The 16,241-nt window shown below is 67.3% G+C and carries 15 protein-coding genes; 6 read left to right on the forward strand and 9 right to left on the reverse strand.

Annotated elements, in window-relative coordinates:
• Positions 1-37: 37 nt before the first annotated feature.
• The gene (locus F466_RS0100775; RefSeq protein WP_018137912.1) at positions 38-1,945 is read right to left on the reverse strand and encodes an ATP-binding cassette domain-containing protein; all 1,908 of its coding nucleotides are present in this window, start codon (positions 1,943-1,945) and stop codon (positions 38-40) included.
• Positions 1,946-2,205: 260 nt separating this feature from the next.
• On the opposite strand from F466_RS0100775, the gene F466_RS0100780 reads away from it, so the two are divergent.
• The gene (locus F466_RS0100780) at positions 2,206-3,129 is read left to right on the forward strand and encodes a GGDEF domain-containing protein (RefSeq protein ID WP_018993227.1); all 924 of its coding nucleotides are present in this window, start codon (positions 2,206-2,208) and stop codon (positions 3,127-3,129) included.
• Positions 3,130-3,148: 19 nt separating this feature from the next.
• Here the strand turns inward: F466_RS0100780 and F466_RS0100785 are convergent, their stop codons facing one another.
• Positions 3,149-4,090: a hydrogen peroxide-inducible genes activator gene (locus tag F466_RS0100785; protein ID WP_018993228.1), complete on the reverse strand. Its 942-nt coding sequence runs from the start codon at positions 4,088-4,090 to the stop codon at positions 3,149-3,151.
• The gene (locus F466_RS0100790; RefSeq protein ID WP_018137909.1) at positions 4,087-4,440 is read right to left on the reverse strand and encodes a DUF3301 domain-containing protein; all 354 of its coding nucleotides are present in this window, start codon (positions 4,438-4,440) and stop codon (positions 4,087-4,089) included. Before F466_RS0100790 ends, F466_RS0100785 begins: the two co-directional genes overlap by 4 nt.
• Before the next feature lie 60 nt (positions 4,441-4,500).
• On the opposite strand from F466_RS0100790, the gene F466_RS0100795 reads away from it, so the two are divergent.
• The 4 genes from F466_RS0100795 (at position 4,501) to F466_RS0100810 (ending at position 9,167) form a co-directional block, all read left to right on the forward strand.
• Complete coding sequence (locus tag F466_RS0100795) at positions 4,501-5,334, forward strand: inositol monophosphatase family protein (RefSeq protein ID WP_018137908.1); 834 nt, start codon at positions 4,501-4,503, stop codon at positions 5,332-5,334.
• Positions 5,335-5,360: 26 nt separating this feature from the next.
• The gene (locus F466_RS0100800) at positions 5,361-6,728 is read left to right on the forward strand and encodes an adenylate/guanylate cyclase domain-containing protein (RefSeq protein ID WP_018137907.1); all 1,368 of its coding nucleotides are present in this window, start codon (positions 5,361-5,363) and stop codon (positions 6,726-6,728) included.
• Positions 6,728-7,870 carry a hypothetical protein gene (locus tag F466_RS0100805; protein ID WP_018137906.1) on the forward strand — a complete coding sequence of 381 codons (1,143 nt, stop codon included), beginning with the start codon at positions 6,728-6,730 and terminating at the stop codon, positions 7,868-7,870. The genes F466_RS0100800 and F466_RS0100805 overlap by 1 nt, the downstream gene beginning before the upstream one ends.
• Positions 7,871-7,952: 82 nt before the next feature.
• On the forward strand, positions 7,953-9,167 hold the full coding sequence (locus tag F466_RS0100810; RefSeq protein ID WP_018137905.1) for a TraB/GumN family protein: 1,215 nt from the start codon (positions 7,953-7,955) through the stop codon (positions 9,165-9,167).
• 1 nt (position 9,168) lies between these two features.
• Here the strand turns inward: F466_RS0100810 and F466_RS0100815 are convergent, their stop codons facing one another.
• From F466_RS0100815 to F466_RS0100830, 4 genes are all read right to left on the reverse strand, one after another.
• The gene (locus tag F466_RS0100815) at positions 9,169-10,167 is read right to left on the reverse strand and encodes a zinc-binding dehydrogenase (RefSeq protein WP_018993229.1); all 999 of its coding nucleotides are present in this window, start codon (positions 10,165-10,167) and stop codon (positions 9,169-9,171) included.
• 72 nt (positions 10,168-10,239) lie between these two features.
• Positions 10,240-10,755, reverse strand: a complete 516-nt coding sequence (locus F466_RS0100820) for a Slp family lipoprotein (RefSeq protein WP_083918075.1) — start codon at positions 10,753-10,755, stop codon at positions 10,240-10,242.
• Positions 10,736-11,308, reverse strand: a complete 573-nt coding sequence (locus tag F466_RS0100825; RefSeq protein WP_018137902.1) for a Slp family lipoprotein — start codon at positions 11,306-11,308, stop codon at positions 10,736-10,738. The genes F466_RS0100820 and F466_RS0100825 overlap by 20 nt, the downstream gene beginning before the upstream one ends.
• 36 nt (positions 11,309-11,344) lie before the next feature.
• Positions 11,345-12,226 (reverse strand): HDOD domain-containing protein, encoded by an 882-nt coding sequence (locus tag F466_RS0100830; protein WP_018993231.1) that lies wholly within the window; start codon positions 12,224-12,226, stop codon positions 11,345-11,347.
• Positions 12,227-12,386: 160 nt separating this feature from the next.
• On the opposite strand from F466_RS0100830, the gene F466_RS0100835 reads away from it, so the two are divergent.
• Positions 12,387-13,166: a dienelactone hydrolase family protein gene (locus F466_RS0100835; protein ID WP_018137900.1), complete on the forward strand. Its 780-nt coding sequence runs from the start codon at positions 12,387-12,389 to the stop codon at positions 13,164-13,166.
• Between the two features lie 82 nt (positions 13,167-13,248).
• Here F466_RS0100835 and F466_RS0100840 read toward each other — a convergent pair whose 3' ends face one another.
• Together F466_RS0100840 and F466_RS0100845 are read right to left on the reverse strand one after the other, a co-directional pair.
• Positions 13,249-14,529: a response regulator gene (locus F466_RS0100840; protein WP_018137899.1), complete on the reverse strand. Its 1,281-nt coding sequence runs from the start codon at positions 14,527-14,529 to the stop codon at positions 13,249-13,251.
• A 143-nt stretch (positions 14,530-14,672) separates the two neighbouring features.
• Complete coding sequence (locus F466_RS0100845; RefSeq protein WP_018137898.1) at positions 14,673-16,226, reverse strand: bifunctional GNAT family N-acetyltransferase/carbon-nitrogen hydrolase family protein; 1,554 nt, start codon at positions 16,224-16,226, stop codon at positions 14,673-14,675.
• Between the last annotated feature and the right edge of the window lie 15 nt (positions 16,227-16,241).

The following is a 16,241-nucleotide window of genomic DNA, read 5'->3' on the forward strand; positions in this document are numbered from 1 at the left end:
TATAGACCCCCGAATACCCGAGTGCAAGGCTCGGGCATTAGACCTGGCCCACAGAATCCCCGCGCGCTGACTCAAGTGCCTCCAGCGCCTCCATCCATTCGGCCTCGGCGTTCTCCAGGCGCGCACGCAACTCGCCCTGCTCACGGGTCAGCTCGGCCAGCCGGCCCGTGGCATCTCCGGTGTACAGCGCGGGATCGGCCAGCTCGCCTTCGATCGCCTCCAGCCGCTGCTGCAACTCGCCACAGGCCTGCTCCGCCGTATCGGCCCGCTTTTGCAGTGGACGCAGCGCCGCGCGTGCCTGAGCAGCCTGCTGGCGGCGCTCCTTCTGCGAACGCGGCGCTTCCGGCGCGCGCGACGCCGATGGCGCGGAGGCGTCCGGCGTCTCCCGTTCGCGCTGCAGCTCGCGCGCGTAGTCATCCAGATCGCCGTCAAACTCGGTCAGACAGCCCTCCTCGACCCGCCAGAAACGGTCGCAGACACGCGCCAGCAGTTCGCGATCGTGTGCCACCACGACCAGCCCGCCGGCATAGTTCTCCAACGCCTCCGCCAGGGCCTCGCGCATGTCGAGGTCCAGGTGGTTGGTCGGCTCGTCGAGCAGCAACAGCGCGGGCGCCTGCCAGATGAGCATCGCCAGCACCAGACGCACCCGCTCGCCGCCGGAGCACTGCCCGACGGGGTCGTCCGCACGCTCGCCGGGAAACCCCATGCCGCCCAGGAAATCACGCAGGCGCTGTTCCGGTGCGGCGGCATCCAGCCGCGTCATATGGGTCAGGGGCGAGGCCGCAAGATCCAGCTGCTCGCGCTGATGCTGGGCGAAGTAGCCCACCCGCAGGCTGGGGTCGACGCGCCGCTCACCCGCCGTCGGGGCAAGCGCGCCTGCGAGCAGGGACAGCAGTGTCGATTTCCCGGCGCCGTTGGGTCCCAGCACGCCGATACGATCCTCCGGGCGCAGCCGCAGGTCGGTCGCCCGCAGGCGGCAGGTCTCGCCGTCGCAGACCGCCGCCGCCTCCAGCGCCAGCAGAGGATCGGGCAGACGCCCCGGGGTCGGGATCTCCAGGTGGATCGGGCGCGCGGCGCGAATCACCGCGACCTCATCCAGCCGCTCGAGGCGCTTCAGCCGGCTCTGGGCCTGGCGCGCCTTGCTCGCCTTGGCGCGGAAACGGCGCACGAAGTCCTCCAGGTGCGCGCGCTCGGCGGCGACCTTCGCGGCCGCCGCCTCGCTTTGTGCCGCGACCTCCGCGCGTCGTTTCTCGGCCTGGGTGTAGCCCCCGCTGTAAAGCTCGATCCGTCCGCGCTCGATATGCGCGATGTGTGTGACTACCGCATCAAGGAAACGCCGGTCGTGGGCGATCACGATTACGGTGCCCGGATAGCGCGCCAGCCAGCCCTCCAGCCAGACGATGGCCTCCATGTCGAGGTGGTTGGTCGGCTCGTCCAGCAGCAGGAGGTCCGACCGGGTCATCAGGGTTCGCCCCAGGCCGAGCCGCATCCGCCAGCCACCGGAAAAGTCGCTCATCGGACGATCGGCATCCTCCGGCGCAAACCCGAGACCGGCCAGCAGGCGGCGCGCGCGGGCCTCGGCGGACCAGCCATCGACCGCATCGATGGCCGCATACAGCTGCGCGTGTTCCGCGCCGTCCTCGACCGACTCCAGCTGGCGCTCCAGCTCGCGCAGCTCGGCATCGCCATCGAGTACGTAGTCGACCGCTCGACGGGGGCTGCCCGGGACCTCCTGCGGGAGGTGGGCGACCACCCACTCCGCCGGCACATCGACATGGCCGGCATCCACGGAGAGCTCGCCCTGCAACGCGGCCAGCAACGAGGACTTGCCGCAGCCATTCGCCCCGGTAAGCCCTACGCGCCAGCCGGCGTGAACAGTCAGGTCGCTGTGCTGCAGCAGCACCTGCCGGCCACGCCGCAGCTCGATATCGGAGAGTCGGATCATGAGCGTAGTGTAGGGAAACGGTTACCCGCGCACACATGACAGTGCGAGTTCAAAGCCCCCTCCTGACCCAGGCGTCAATTTATTGCCACCCCTTGCCGCCTGGGGCGGCCTTGCCTTGCCACCCCGGCAGAAAGGCGCCGATTTTCCGTCACCCCAAGAAAGACAATAAACGCACCACATTGTTTATACTCGTTTTTTATTAAATGGCACAAAATTCGCTTCAGCTTGAGCCCAAGACTTTTGGATACGGCGAGGCGGCCATGAATCGCGACGGAAACGCAGGGAATCTGCGCCTGGTATCGGGCAAGGGGAAATCCACCGAGCACCCCGAGGCCCCATTTGACGCGCTGGCCTTCGTCCAGTCCCTGACCGCGACACTGGAATTCGACGCCGTCCTTCAGCGCCTGCAAGAGCAGCTCCACACCCTCCTGCAGCATTCCGGATGGATCTTCTACACCGACAACGAAGACCAGTCGTGGTCGGGCGGCGAGGATGACCGTCACCGCATCGAATACGGGCTCAGCTACAACGGCGTCACCATGGGCTCCTTGATCCTGATGCGCGGACGCCGCTTCAGCGACGCGGAACAGCAGCAGATCGAGGCGCTGCTCGGGCTGGCCGCCCCCGCCCTGCACAATGCCCACCGGTTCCGGCGGCTGATTTCCAACCTGGAGAGCGACGAACTCACGGGGCTGGGCAACCGTCGTGCCTTCGAGATCCAGGGCGCCAAATGGCTGGCCGACTGCCGCCGCCAGGACCGCCCACTGTCCGTGCTGGCCATCGACCTGGACCACTTCAAGCGCATCAATGACGACTACGGCCATGCGGTGGGCGACGAGCTACTGCGCCGCGTAGCGGACACGCTGCGTACGGCCACACGGCAGTCCGATCTGCTGGTGCGTATGGGCGGAGAGGAATTCCTGGCCGTCTTGCCGGGGGCCGACCTGGCCTGCGCCATGGAGTGCGCGGAACGCATCCGCACGGCGATTGCGAGTATCCGCGCCACCGCGACCGCCGATGATGCATCAGCCCTGCAAAGCGAGGGCGTAGTCAAGGTCACGGCCAGCATCGGGGTCGCGAGCGTGGGCCGCCACACGACCCTGCAGGCCCTCTACCAGAAGGCCGACGAGGCGCTGTACGCTGCCAAGCAGTCCGGGCGCAACCGCGTCCTGGCGGGCAACTGACCCCCGGCCGAAGCTGGACTCAGGGGTTCGCGCCAGGCTGAATAAAATCCACACAGGTAAGCGCCGTGGCCAGGATGGCCTGGCGCAGGGCCTCGATCGCCTCCGGCCGCGGAAAACTGGTACGCCAGGCCAGCGCCACCCGGCGGCTGGGGGCCGGGTCCTCGAATCGACGCACGGCCAGCAGGCGCTGGGCGTAGCGATCGGCCCCCACCGCAGTACACGGCAGAATGGTCACGCCCATACCCGAGGCCACCATATGGCGAATGGTCTCCAGTGAGGACCCCTCCATATTGCGCGGCGTACTGCCATCGGCCGTAACCGTCCTCTGGCAGGCGGGGCAGCGTTCCAGCACCTGATCACGGAAGCAGTGCCCGGCACCGAGCATCAGCAAGGTCGCATCCGCCATGTCCTCGAGGGTCAGCGTCTTTCTGTGCTGCAGGGGGTGGCCGCCCGGCAGCACCGCGACGAAAGGCTCGTCGTACAGCGGCAGCGTGACCACCCCCGGCTCTTCGAACGGCAACGAAATGATGATCGCGTCCAGTTCGCCGTGCTTCAGTCGCTCGCGCAGTCGATCGGTGTAGTTCTCTTCGATCACCAGCGGCATCCTGGGTGCTCGCTCGCGCAGCACCGGGATCAGCTCGGGCAGCAGGTACGGGCCAATGGTGTAGATGGCCCCGAGCCGCAAAGGACCCGCCAGCTGGTCCTGACTCTGCACCGCCACCGCACGCAGATGCTCCACCTCGGTCAGCACCCGGCGGGCCTGGGTCACGACTTGCTCGCCGGCCGGGGTCACGCTGACCTCGCCACGGCCGCGCTCGAACAGGGTAACCCCCAGTTCATCTTCAAGTTTGCGAATGGCGACGGACAAAGACGGCTGACTGACATGACAAGCCTCGGCCGCCCGACCAAAATGACGCTGGTCGGCCACCGCAACGACATAGCGCAACTCGCTCAGCGTCATCGTTCGGGGCCCCGATGCCCCGCACCGCCATCGCCATCCACCAGGCGCCCGTCATCGGGCAGGTCGAGGGTGACCTGGCGCAGACGACGGCCATCCAGCGAGATCTCGCCCACATGTCGGCTGGCCCCGTCGGTGGCGAATTCAAAGCGGTATTGCCGCCACCAGGCCAGGCCTCCGGGCCGGCGCCGAATGGACTGGCGCGTGCGTACCACGCTGCCATCCAGCAACTGCACACCGGCCTGCTCGCAACTGCGGCGCGCGATCTGGCGCACCCGTTCGTGGGTGCGCCAGGAGTCGTTCACGTAAAAGGCCACCAGAACCAGGGCTAGGATTATCAGCAAAGCCGTCATGGACGGGTATGATACCCACATTCCGTTTCTTGCCGACGACCACCCTGCACTCGACGCCCCATGTCCATCAGCACAAACGCATTCAATCAACTCGCCGGAGAGCTCCGTTCTGTTGGCCAGAGCGAGCTGCTACCTCGCTTCGAGGCCGGGATCGCGGTGGACTACAAGGCCGATGGCTCGGTGATCACCCAGGCCGACCATGCCGTCGATGCACGACTTCGCGACCTGCTGGGGACCGCGATCGCAGGCGAACCCGTATTGAGCGAGGAGCAATCGCGGCAGGAGCAGGCCCGCGTACTCGACGAGGCACCCGCCTTCTGGCTGGTCGACCCGCTGGACGGCACCAGTAACTTCGCCGGCGGCATGCCCTTTTTCGCGATCTCCATTGCGCGCATCGAAGACGACCGCGTCACCCATGGCGCGACCTACGACCCGGTACGGGACGAACTCTTTACCGCACGCGAAGACGGACCCCTGCTGCTGAACGATGCGCCCCCCCCGGCAGCCGCCCGCGCCCCGGCCAGCCGCCTGGACAAGGCCATCGCCCTGGTCGACTACAAGCGCCTGGCCCCCGACTTGGCGGCGGCCATGGCCACTAACGCCCCGTACCGCTCGCAGCGCAACCTGGGGGCCTGCGCCCTGGAATGGGCCTGGCTGGCGGCCGGGCGCGCCGATCTGTATCTGCACGGCGGGCAGGCCCTGTGGGACAGCGCCGCCGGAACGCTGATGCTGGCCCGCGCCGGCGGCACAATGAGCAACCTCGAGGGCGAGGCGGCGTTTGGCCGCTCCCTGAACAAGCGCTCGGCCATCGCGGCCCGTTCGGCCGCGTTGTTCGATCAATGGCGGGCATGGACCTCCCCACACCGAATGCCCTCCATGGCCTCTCAATCGTGAAATCCAGAAAATCAAACAACGGGCGCTTGTCGGCGGGGGATTTCACTCCACGCTATCTCCCCATCGCCTGGAAGATCGTCGCGGTCGTCGCCATCCTCACCCTGCTGGGCATCGGCACCCTTTCAGTGGTGGTGCTGAACCAGGTCACCAATGTCCTCAACAACCAGATCCAGGCCCAGGCCGAGCTGACCCTGGCACCCGTCGCCCGCACCTCGGCCGAGCTGATGCTGGCCGAGGACTATCTGACCCTGGAGACCCTGCTGAACTCGCTGGTCGAGGACGGTCGCGTCGAATCGGTCACCGCCTACGCCATCGACCGCGGCGTGATCGCCTCGGCCGGCACCCCACCCTCCCCCGGGGGAGGCATCAGCGAAGGCGTGTGGCCACTGGCCGTTCCGGTAGAGCCCTACCAGCGCGAGGTGTACTTCCAGGATGTACAGGTCGGGTACATCGAGGCGCACATCGACACGACCCCCATGCAGGAACTGATCCGCAACACCATCAATGCGGGGATTGCGACAGCGATCGGGGTCTTTCTGCTCAGCCTGATCCTGGCAATCGACATCAGCAAGCGCCTGGTGCGCCCGCTGGAGCGCCTGGCACATGCCATGCGCGAGCGCATACGCCATCCCGTCGACGAACATGGGCGACCCGTGCCGATGGTGCACGAGGACGAGATCGCCCAGCTGACCGACGCCTTCAACAACATGGCCCAGGACCTGCTGCGCAAGGACCAGGTCGAATCGGCCCTGCGCCGTTATGTCTCCGACGCGATCGCGCAGGACATCCTGGAGAATCTCGACCGGATCGAGCTCGGAGGACGGGCGGTCGAGGGCTCGGTGCTGTTCGCCGACATCAAGGGCTATACCGCGCTGTCGGAGCGCTGCACCCCGGAAGAACTCGGCCGCATGCTGAATGAATTCTTCGGTCCGATGGCGGAATGTATTGCCCGTCACGGTGGGACGGTAGACAAGTACATGGGCGACTGTACCATGGCGGTGTTTGGCCTCGGCGGTGACGAGAACCATCGCCAGACGGCCGCACGAACCGGGCTCGCGTTGCTGGAAACGGTCGCCGCGATCAACGCTGAACGCGAGGCCCGGGGCGAGGAACGCGTCGAATTCCGCATTGGCTTGAACGCGGGCGAGATGCTGGCCGGCAACATGGGCGCGCAGGACCGCATGCAATTCACCGTGGTCGGCGACACCGTCAACGTGGCGGCCCGCCTGGTCACGGTCGCGCCATCCGCCGGCATGGTAACCACGCAGTGCTTCATGGAGCATGAGCAGGTGAAAGGGCAGTTTGAAACCGAACACTGGGGGACGCACGAGTTACACGGCGTCAGCGAACCCGCCGAGGTCATTCGTATCCTCGCGGTGGCGGACACCCATTGATGCGGCTCCACGGCGCGCGACCGGGCCTGCTGCTGGCCGCCCTCGCTCTGCTTTTTTTCCAGGGCTGCGCCGGCATGCAGCCCTTCATGACGGCGGAAGACCAGATCGAAGCCGCCGTCGAGGAAGGCGAGTACCAGCGCGCCCTGGAGCTGATCAACGAGCACGACCCCGAGCCAGCCGCCGAATGGACCTCGCGCCGAGAGCAGATCGAGATCATGGCGCAAGAGGCAGCAGAGCAGGCCATGAAGAAAGCACGGGCTGTTTCCGCCGAGGGCGCGGTCGCAGAGGCCCTGGGGATCCTGGAGGACGCCGACTCCCGCCTGCCCGAAAGCGAGGAGCGTGCCCGCTTCATTGACCAGCTGGAGCGCCAGCGCCAGGTCGGTCTGCGCACCCTGCAGCAGCGCCACGATGTCCTTGAGGCCCGCAACCTGGTTCAGCAACTCCGCCTGCTGGAGATCATGCGCCCCCTGGTTCCGGATACCGGTCAACTGCCCGCAGACCCGGACGCCCTGAGCGAACGCGCCCCCGCCCTGGCCAAGGCCCTGGAGCAGTATGCCGACGACAGCGATGGCCGCGAGCGCCTGGAGCTGTTGCGCCTGGCACAGGATTTATCCCCGGTCAGCGAACGGGCCACCCGCATCCGCGAACTCCAGGAGGAGATGCGCACACGCGAAGAAGACAAGGACCGCGAAGAGGAGGCCGAGCGCCTGTCCGCGATCAACGCGCAGTTGCGTCAGGCACTGCAGGCCGGCGAATTGCAGCGGGCGGCTCAGTGGTGCCGTAGTGGCGACATCCGGCTGGACGAAGATGCCTCCGGCCCCGACCAGGCCGCCCAGCGAGCACGCATCTCCCTGTGCGACGAGTGGCGCGAACAGCGCGACCAGCGCGCCGAGCACCTGCTGGAAGAGGGCCGCCGCCAGTACACGGCCGGCCAGATCCAGGAGGCGGTCGACACCTGGGAAGAAGGACTTGCGCTGGCCCCCAGTCATTCCGGGCTGGCCACCGCGCGCGAGCGGGCCCTGCGCGTACTTGAACGTCTTGACACCCTGCGCATCCCCGAGGCCCCGGCGCCGGTCGATCCGGAGGCCTTCCCCATCCCCGACACCGAGGATGCCGAGGGGGACGAGGAGCCGGAGTCCTGAGATCTGGCAGGCTGCCAGGTCGTCCCCATGCGGCGACCCTGCTAGGATTGCCGCGCCCGCCTAACCGGAACCACCCCCTGCGATGAGTGCTTCTGTCCACGACCTGATCACCGACGAACCCCACCGAGTCCTGCAACTGGGCAGTACCGAGGTCGTTGTGCTGGGCACCGCGCATGTCTCCCGCGCCAGCGCCGACAAGGTGCGTGCCCTCGTGGACACCGGCGAGTTCGACGCGGTGGCCATCGAACTGTGCGAGAGCCGCCAGCGCGCGATGCTGGATCCCGACGCGGTCGGGCGCATGGACCTGTTCAGTGTGATGCGCCAGGGGCAGGCCCCGATGATCGCCGCGAGCCTCGCGCTGGGGGCCTATCAGCAGCGCCTGGCGGAACAGTACGGGATCGAGCCGGGGGCCGAGATGCGCGCGGCGATGGACGCAGCCCTGGATGGCGGGCTGCCGCTGGCGCTGATCGACCGCGACCTCGGCCTGACGCTACGCCGCACCTACCGCGCGGTGCCTTGGTGGCAGCGCATGGGGCTGATCGGCGGGCTGTTCGGCTCGGTCCTGTCGCGCGAGAAGATCGACGAATCGGAGATCGAACGGCTGAAGGAAGGCGACATGCTGGAGTCCACCTTCAGCGAATTCGCCGAACAGTCGGAGGACCTCTATCGCACGCTGATCCACGAGCGCGACCAGTACATGGCGGCCCACCTGCGGCGCCTGGCCGCGTCCGGCAACCACCGCCGCATCCTCGCCGTGGTCGGTGCCGGGCACCTGTCCGGGATCGCAACCCAGGCGGAAGACGAACTGACGCCACCCGACGCCATCCTGGACTCCCTCGACCAGTCACCGCCCAAGGCACGCTGGCCCAAGGTCCTGCCGTGGGTCATCGTCGCCGTGATCCTGACCGGCTTCGTGATCGGCTTTTTGCGCAATCCGGACATCGGCCTGCAGATGGTGATGGACTGGGTGATGATCAACGGCGGCCTGGCCGCCATTGGCGCCATCATCGCGCTCGCGCATCCGCTGACCGTGGTCACAGCGGCGCTGGCCGCACCCCTGACCTCGCTGAACCCGACCATCGGGGTAGGCTTCGTCGCGGCCGCGGCCGAGCTGTTTCTGCGCAAACCGCGGGTCGACGACTTTGCCCGCCTGCGCCAGGACACCACCACCCCGAGGGGCTGGTGGCGCAACCGGGTCTCGCGCGTGCTGCTGGTCTTCCTGCTGACGACGCTCGGCTCCGCGGCCGGCACCTATATCGGCGGTGCACGCGTATTCAGCCACCTGTTCGGTAGCTGACCTACTCCGGGATCCGCAGCACCAGCTTGCCGCGACGCCCGCCGGCCTCGATACGCCGGTGCGCCTCGGCCGCCTCGGCCAGCGGCAGGCTGTCCTCCACGTTGACCTGCAGCCGCCCGCTGGCCAGGCGCGCGAGCCCCTCGGCCACCAGCGTGGCCTGGTGCTTCAGGCGCCGGCGATCCCCTTCCAGCATCGGGGTCAGCATCAGCTCCAGGCTGATACTGGGGTTGCGCAGGCGCGCCGCGTTCCAGTCCACGTCATCCGGCGGCGCCAGCAGGGTCACCAGATCACCGCCGTAGGCCACCTGTGCCAGCCCATCGCGAAAGACCGGCCCGCCCACGGTATCCAGCACGATGTCGAAACCGCGCCCGTCGGTGTAGCCCCGGATCGACTCCCCGGCGTCGGGCCGGGTCAGGTCGACCACGTCGCCGCCCAGGCCGGTGACCAGGCGCTGCGCCTCTTCGCGACGCACCAGCCCCAGGACCCGGGCCCCGGCCGCGCGCGCGATCTGCACGGCCATCTGTCCCACCCCGCCTGCAGCGGCATGCACCAGTACGGTCTGTCCACGCTGCAGATCGGCACGTTCGAACAACGCCTCCCAGGCCGTGAGCCAGGTCAGCGGCAAAGCCGCGGCCTGCAGGTCCGTCACCGCGGCCGGTACCGGCACCACGGCCGCCTCCGGGACCACCACCTGCTCGGCATAGGTACCCGGGGCCGCCCCCACGCCACCAAAGCAAAAGGCTACGCGCTGCCCCGGTCGGACATGGCGCACACCGCTGGCGCAGGACTCGACCACACCGACGCCGTCACAACCGGGCGTGTTGCGTGGCGCGCCGGGCACCAGCATGCCCCGCGTCCGAACCTTGGTGTCGACGGGATTCACCCCCGCCGCCAGCAGTCGAATCTTTACGTCGTCAGTCCCTTCAAGCTCGGGCTCGGGGACCTCCCTCAGTTCCAGGACATCCGCCCCGCCGGGCTCGTCGAAAACGATGGCTCGCATCGAGCGACTCCTCGTGTTTGAACATGCCTTGTGGATTTTGATACCGCTCCGGGAAACCTTGCCGGCGACGCGCTAGAGTCCGATCCCGATGCCGATCCCGAAACGCACGCCCGACGACGGCCTCGGGGGTTCCGGGTCTGGCCACAGGTGGACCGAGTAGGCATCCAGCAGCGGGAAGACATAGGCCAGCTGCCCGATCGAGCCCTCCTCGATCCCCGATACCGTCCCCACCGCCGTCACGCGGCGCCCCGGGCGGTAGTCGACCGGGTCGGCAAAACCATCGAGCTTGAGGCGAAAACGCCCCGTATTCGCCTGTCGTGTCTGCGGCTCCTGGCGCTGCAGCGGGTAGCTGACCACCTCGAGTACCGTGCTGTCCGCACGGTTGTCGACGCGGGCAATCACCCCGCCCCAGACCTGGTCCTCGGCGGGCAGATTGTCAGCCGTCACGCTGCGCGGGGGCACCGGATCACCCACCGCATCGGGGATGTCCAGCGGGCCGGAGGCGCAACCCGCCAGCAGCACCGGCGCAAACACCAGCACCAGCGCAGCGACCCGGGTGCGCCATGCGTTACCAGTACCAGGGATCATATCGCCAGGGGTCGTGACGCCAGTGGTAGGGGTGCGGCCGCCAGTACGGGCCCATATAGCCCGGCGGGCCCCAAGGGTCGTAGTAATACGGATCGCGCGGCGGGGGGCGCTTGGCCCACAGGTGTACCGTCTGTGCGTCGATACGGACGAAGCGATAGTCGAACTCGCCAATTGAGCCGTCCTCTATGCCATCCAGCCGGCCGCGCACCGTGACCTCGCGCCCCTCCGCGTACACCTGGGGATCGAGGAAGTCGTCGATATAGGCACGGAACCGGCCCTCCGACTGGTCGACCTCGCGCGGACGAGCCTCGCGATTGAGCGGGCGCGCCACCACCTCGAGCCGGGTGCCGTCCCGGGTGTTCTCGACCTTTGCAATGACACCGCCCCAGACCACGGCCTGGCCCTTGGTCGCCTCGGGGTCGGCCAGGACCTCGGCGCGGGTCAGGGGCTCCTCCGGCAGGGGCTCGATCCCTTCGGGGATACTCGCACAGCCCACGAGCAACCCGCCCAGCAGCAAGCCGGTCAGCGCAGAAAAGTGACGCAGAAGGTTCATGCCTCTAGGACCGCCCGCAGCGCATCAAGGTTCGCGTCACTCCGGGCCTGACGCACAAAGCGCCTCGACATCCACGATCTCGTGCTGGGCCGCCTCCACGGCCCGCAGCAGGTCCTCCGGCTCCAGCCCGACGGCCTGCCAGACACCCTCGTCCACCGGTGGGGCATCGGCCCAGTCGCGCGAGTCAATCTCGGCCAGGTGGGCCCCGGTATTGGCAAGATGCACCAGCATCACCGCCAACCGGTGCCCCTCGGGCGCTGACTGCGGGTGGTGGTGCCCAGCCACACAGGCCACCAGCCCCTCCGGCAGTCCCCAGTGGGCGGCCAGCGCCCCGCCCAGTTCCGCGTGATCGAAACCCAGCTGCTCGCGCTCGGCCCGCTGCGGACTGGGCCCCGCCCCGATATCCAGGCTGGAGAGAAATGCGCGGTGCGCCGCCTCCGGCGACTGGGTGAACAGCAAGAGCTTGCCCAGATCATGCAGCAGCCCGGCGAGAAACACGCTACCGGCCTGGCGCGGCAGGACGCGGTCAGCCAGGTGGCGGGCGATGACCGCACAGTAGGCGGAATGGCGCCAGAACACCTCCAGCGGCAGACGCTCCTGGTCGGGGATGCGGCCGGTCGCGCGGGTGATCGCACCGGCCACGACCAGACGCTTAAGGGTGTCGCGTCCGAGCAGGTTCACCGCGCGTTCCACGGTATCGACGCTGCGCGTCTGTGCATACGCCGGGCTGTTGGCCAGGCGCAGAACGAGGGCCACCAGACCGGGGTCCCGCCCCAGGGTTGCGGCGATCTGTCCCGGTGTACTGTTGTCATCCTCCAGCAGGCGCGCGACTTCGAACACGACCTGCGGCATCGCCAGCAGCTTGTCGGCCGACTGGACGCGCGCCTCGAGGCTTTCCGTTGCGTGCATCTCGGACATCCTGGTTCTCCACAACAGGGCCGCACGCCCCGCTGTATCTACTGTAGCCCCATGCCCCCCCGCCAGGGAAACGAAGCCCGGGCAAATCGCGGCGGAACGAACCATAATCAGGTACTCGGATCACTAATTGTTGCTTGCACCCCACAACGGAGGTTGTCCCATGGCGTTTCGACTGACCGCTGCACTACTGGCCTTTACCCTCCCCGGCCTGGCGCTGGCCGGCATTCAGACCGAGGAGGTCACCTACGATCATGATGGCGAGGAGATGACCGGCTATCTCGCCTACCCCGACAGCGACGGCCCCCACCCGGGCGTCCTGGTGGTCCATGAATGGTGGGGCCACAACGAATACGCCCGCGACCGGGCCGAGCAACTGGCACGCGAGGGCTATGCCGCCTTCGCACTGGACATGTACGGCAGCGGCAAGAGAGCCGACCACCCATCCGAGGCGGGAGAGTTCGCCGGACAGATTCGCGGCAACCGCGACCTGATGCTGGGCCGCTTCGAGGCCGCCCATGACTGGCTCAAGGAGCACGATGCCACAGCCGACCAGGCGCTGGCGGCGGTGGGCTACTGCTTCGGCGGCACGGTGGTGCTGGAGGCCGCGCGTGCCGGAATGGACCTGGCCCTGGTTGCCAGCTTCCATGGCGCACTGGTGACTGACCACCCGGCGAGTGCGGGCGACGTCACGGCGGAAGTCCTGGTCTTCAACGGTGCGGCCGACCCGATGGTCCCGCCGGAGCAGGTGGCGGACTTCCGCGAGGAGATGGATAACGCCGAGGCCACCTATACCTTTGTCGACTTCTCCGGTGTGGTGCACAGTTTCACCAACCCCGGGGCCGACGAGATCGCCGAGAAGTTCGACATGCCGGTGGGCTACGACGAGCGGGCTGACCGCGACTCGTGGAAGCACCTGCTGAGCGCCCTGGAACGCATGTAGTTCGAGTATCTGGCACTGCTCGAGCGTGGCGGGCCCGTTGCCCGCCACGCTCGATTTACGCTACCCGGCCCCGCCGATCCGGTCAGAAGTTGCGGAAAAAGATCAGGGTCCCAAGCCCCACCACCACGGCCACCATGACCAGGATCGCCAGCTTCAGCCAGCGCCAGCCGCGAGAAGGCGCCGGACGACTGCGGCGCTTGCGCGATGAAGGCCTGGCCGCGGGCGTATCGGCCGCCATCGCCGGTGCGGGCGACATCGGTTCGTTGGCACGGGCCACCAGCGGTTCATGCGCCTCCCCGCGCGCAGCGGGGGCGTCACGTTCCTGCCCCGAAAGAGACGTCGCCGACCCCAGCTCCAATTCGCGGATGCGGGCTCGCAGAGTCTGATTGCGTTCGCGCGACTCCTCCAGTTCCTGCTCACGACGGGCCAGCCGTTCAGCAAGGGCCGAGGAGGAGCCGTCCTGCTCCGAACAGCGGGCCTCCAGGTCGGCCCGTGCCCGCTCGGCTGCGGCGGCACGCTCACACTGCTGATTGCGCTCCTGACGCAGCCGGGACGCCTCTTCCAGGGCCTGATCCCGCTCCTTCTGCACGGTCTCGCGCAAGCGGTCCAGCTCGACCAGCTCGTGGTCCAGCCGGATATTCTCGTTCTCGAACTCGCGCACGCGGGCACGTAGTACTTCTAGCTCCTCGACCCGCTCGGACGAGTCCGGAGTGGCCGTCTCCTCGCCCGGATCTTCGCCCGCGATCAGCTCGGCCGCCTGCAGCTCGGCGAGCTGGCCTTCGCTTTCCTCGGCGCGCTGCAAGGCGGCCGTCGCCTCGTCGCGCGCCTCGCTCAGCGCGGTGCGCAGGCGTTCGATCTCGCGCTGCGCCTCGCGCTCACTGGCGGATTGCTGGCGTAGCATCAACTCGCGACGCAGCCGGTCCACTTCCTGCCGCAGGAGCTGGTCGCCGCCACCCCCTGTAGTCAGCGGCAGCAGATCATTGACCACCTCGCGCACGCGACCGGGCACAAAGGGCTTCATCAACACAGCGTTGGCGCCCAGTTGCAGCCATTCGCGACTGGCTTCCTCGTCGCTCTCCTGACCGGTGATAATGGCCACCGGAAGATCGGCCGGGAGCCCTTCGGCACCATCGCGAATCCGCAGCAGCAGGTCCTGGCCATCCAGGCCCGGCATAGACAGGTCCGTCAGCACCAGACCGATATCGGCATTGCGCTGCAGGAGCGACCAGGCCTCTTCGCCGTCCGCCGCCTCGTAGACCACACGCTCACCCTGCAGGATGCGCTGCAGGGCGATCCGGATCACCTTGGAATCATCCACTACCAGAATGGCGGTGCGGGTCGTTGCCGATTGTTGTTCAGTCATCAAAGCCCCCCGGGGCACGTCACGTACCGCGCTCCCCTGCACGGCCGGACTCAAGTCCCGCTCTGAAGGTTACGCATGCGCCCGGCCCGGCGCCAGCGCACGCTGCGGCCCGGCGAGAACCGGGTCACGTTTTTGCGCAGCGCTTAAACGGGCTTCGACTTCCACTGGACCGCATACAGATCCCGCCGCCGATCGCGCAGGTTGCGCACCGAGCCGTGGTTACGCAGCTCCTTCAGGTTGTCGAGGTCGAGGTCGACGATCAGGGTCATCTCGGTATTCGGCGTCGCCTCCGCGGCCACCGCGTCATGCGGGAACGCGAAGTCGGACGGCGTGAACACCGCCGCCTGCGAGTACTGCATGTCCATGTTCTCGACCCTGGGGAGGTTGCCGACCGAGCCGGACATCACCACATAGCACTCGTTCTCGATGGCCCGCGCCTGGGCGCAGCGGCGCACCCGCAGATAGGCATTCTTGGTATCGGTCCAGAACGGCACGAACAGGATCTGCAGCCCCTTCTCGGCCATCACCCGGGGCAGCTCCGGAAACTCCACGTCATAGCAGATCAGGATGCCGATCTTGCCGAAGTCGGTGTCGAATACGTGCACCTCGTCGCCACCCTGCAGCCCCCAGTAGGCGACCTCGTCGGGGGTGACATGCACCTTGTACTGTCGGTCCCAGGTCCCGTCACGCCGACACAGATAGGAGACATTGCGCAGGACCTCGTCGCTGTACTCGGGCATCGACCCGGCGACGATGTTGATGTTGTAGGCGAGCGCCAGGCGCACCATCTCCTCGCGGATCTGCTCGGTGTATTCGGCCAGATGGCGCACGGCCTCGGCCGGATACTCCTGGTTGAACGCGCCCATCAGCGGGCCATTGAAGAACTCCGGGAACAGCACGCAGTCGGAGCGGTAGCCGGAGACGGCATCCACGAAGTACTCGACTTGCTGAAACAGCGAGTCGAGGTCCGGTGTCGGGCGCATCTGCCACTGGACCACGCCGATGCGCACGTCCGAACGGCTGCCCCCGATCAGCTTCTCCTTCTCCTCGTAGTAGATGTTCAGCCACTCGATCAGCGTCGCGTAGGCGCCCGATTTCTCGTCGTCCGGGAGGTAGTTGGTGATGATCTTGCGAACGTGGAAATCGTTGGCCAGCTGGAAGGTCAGGATCGGATCGGTGATCTCGTGATTCTTGACCTTCTCCACGTACTGCTGCGGGGTCAGGTCGTCCCGGTGCTGCTCGTAGCCCGGGATGCGCCCACCGGCCACGATCGCGCGCAGATTGAGCTTCTGGCACAGCTCCTTGCGCGCGTCATACAAACGACGGCCGAGGCGCAGGCCGCGATACTCGGGGTGGACAAAGATATCGACGCCGTAAAGGGTGTCGCCATCCGGGTCGTGGGTCGTCAGGAACCCGTTTCCGGTGATCTGCCAGTAGCTGTGCTGATCACCGAATCGCTTGTACTCGACGATCAGGCTGATTGCCGCAGCCACCACCTTGCCCTTGTCCTCGATACAGATCTGGCCTTCGGGAAAACGGGAGATCTGTGACCGAAACTGGGCCTCGCTCCAGGCCCCGTCGAGGTCGTGGTAGACCCGCTCCATGATCTCGCGGATGTCGTCGTAGTCCTCCATCCGTGTCGGCCGCAGCGTCAGGCGGTGCGGGACATTGGGGTCGGCGTCTTGCTGATTGCTCACGCGTTAAGTACTCCG

The sequence above is a fragment of the Thioalkalivibrio sp. ALgr1 genome (genome assembly GCF_000378285.1).
Classification (GTDB): Bacteria; Pseudomonadota; Gammaproteobacteria; order Ectothiorhodospirales; family Ectothiorhodospiraceae; genus Thioalkalivibrio.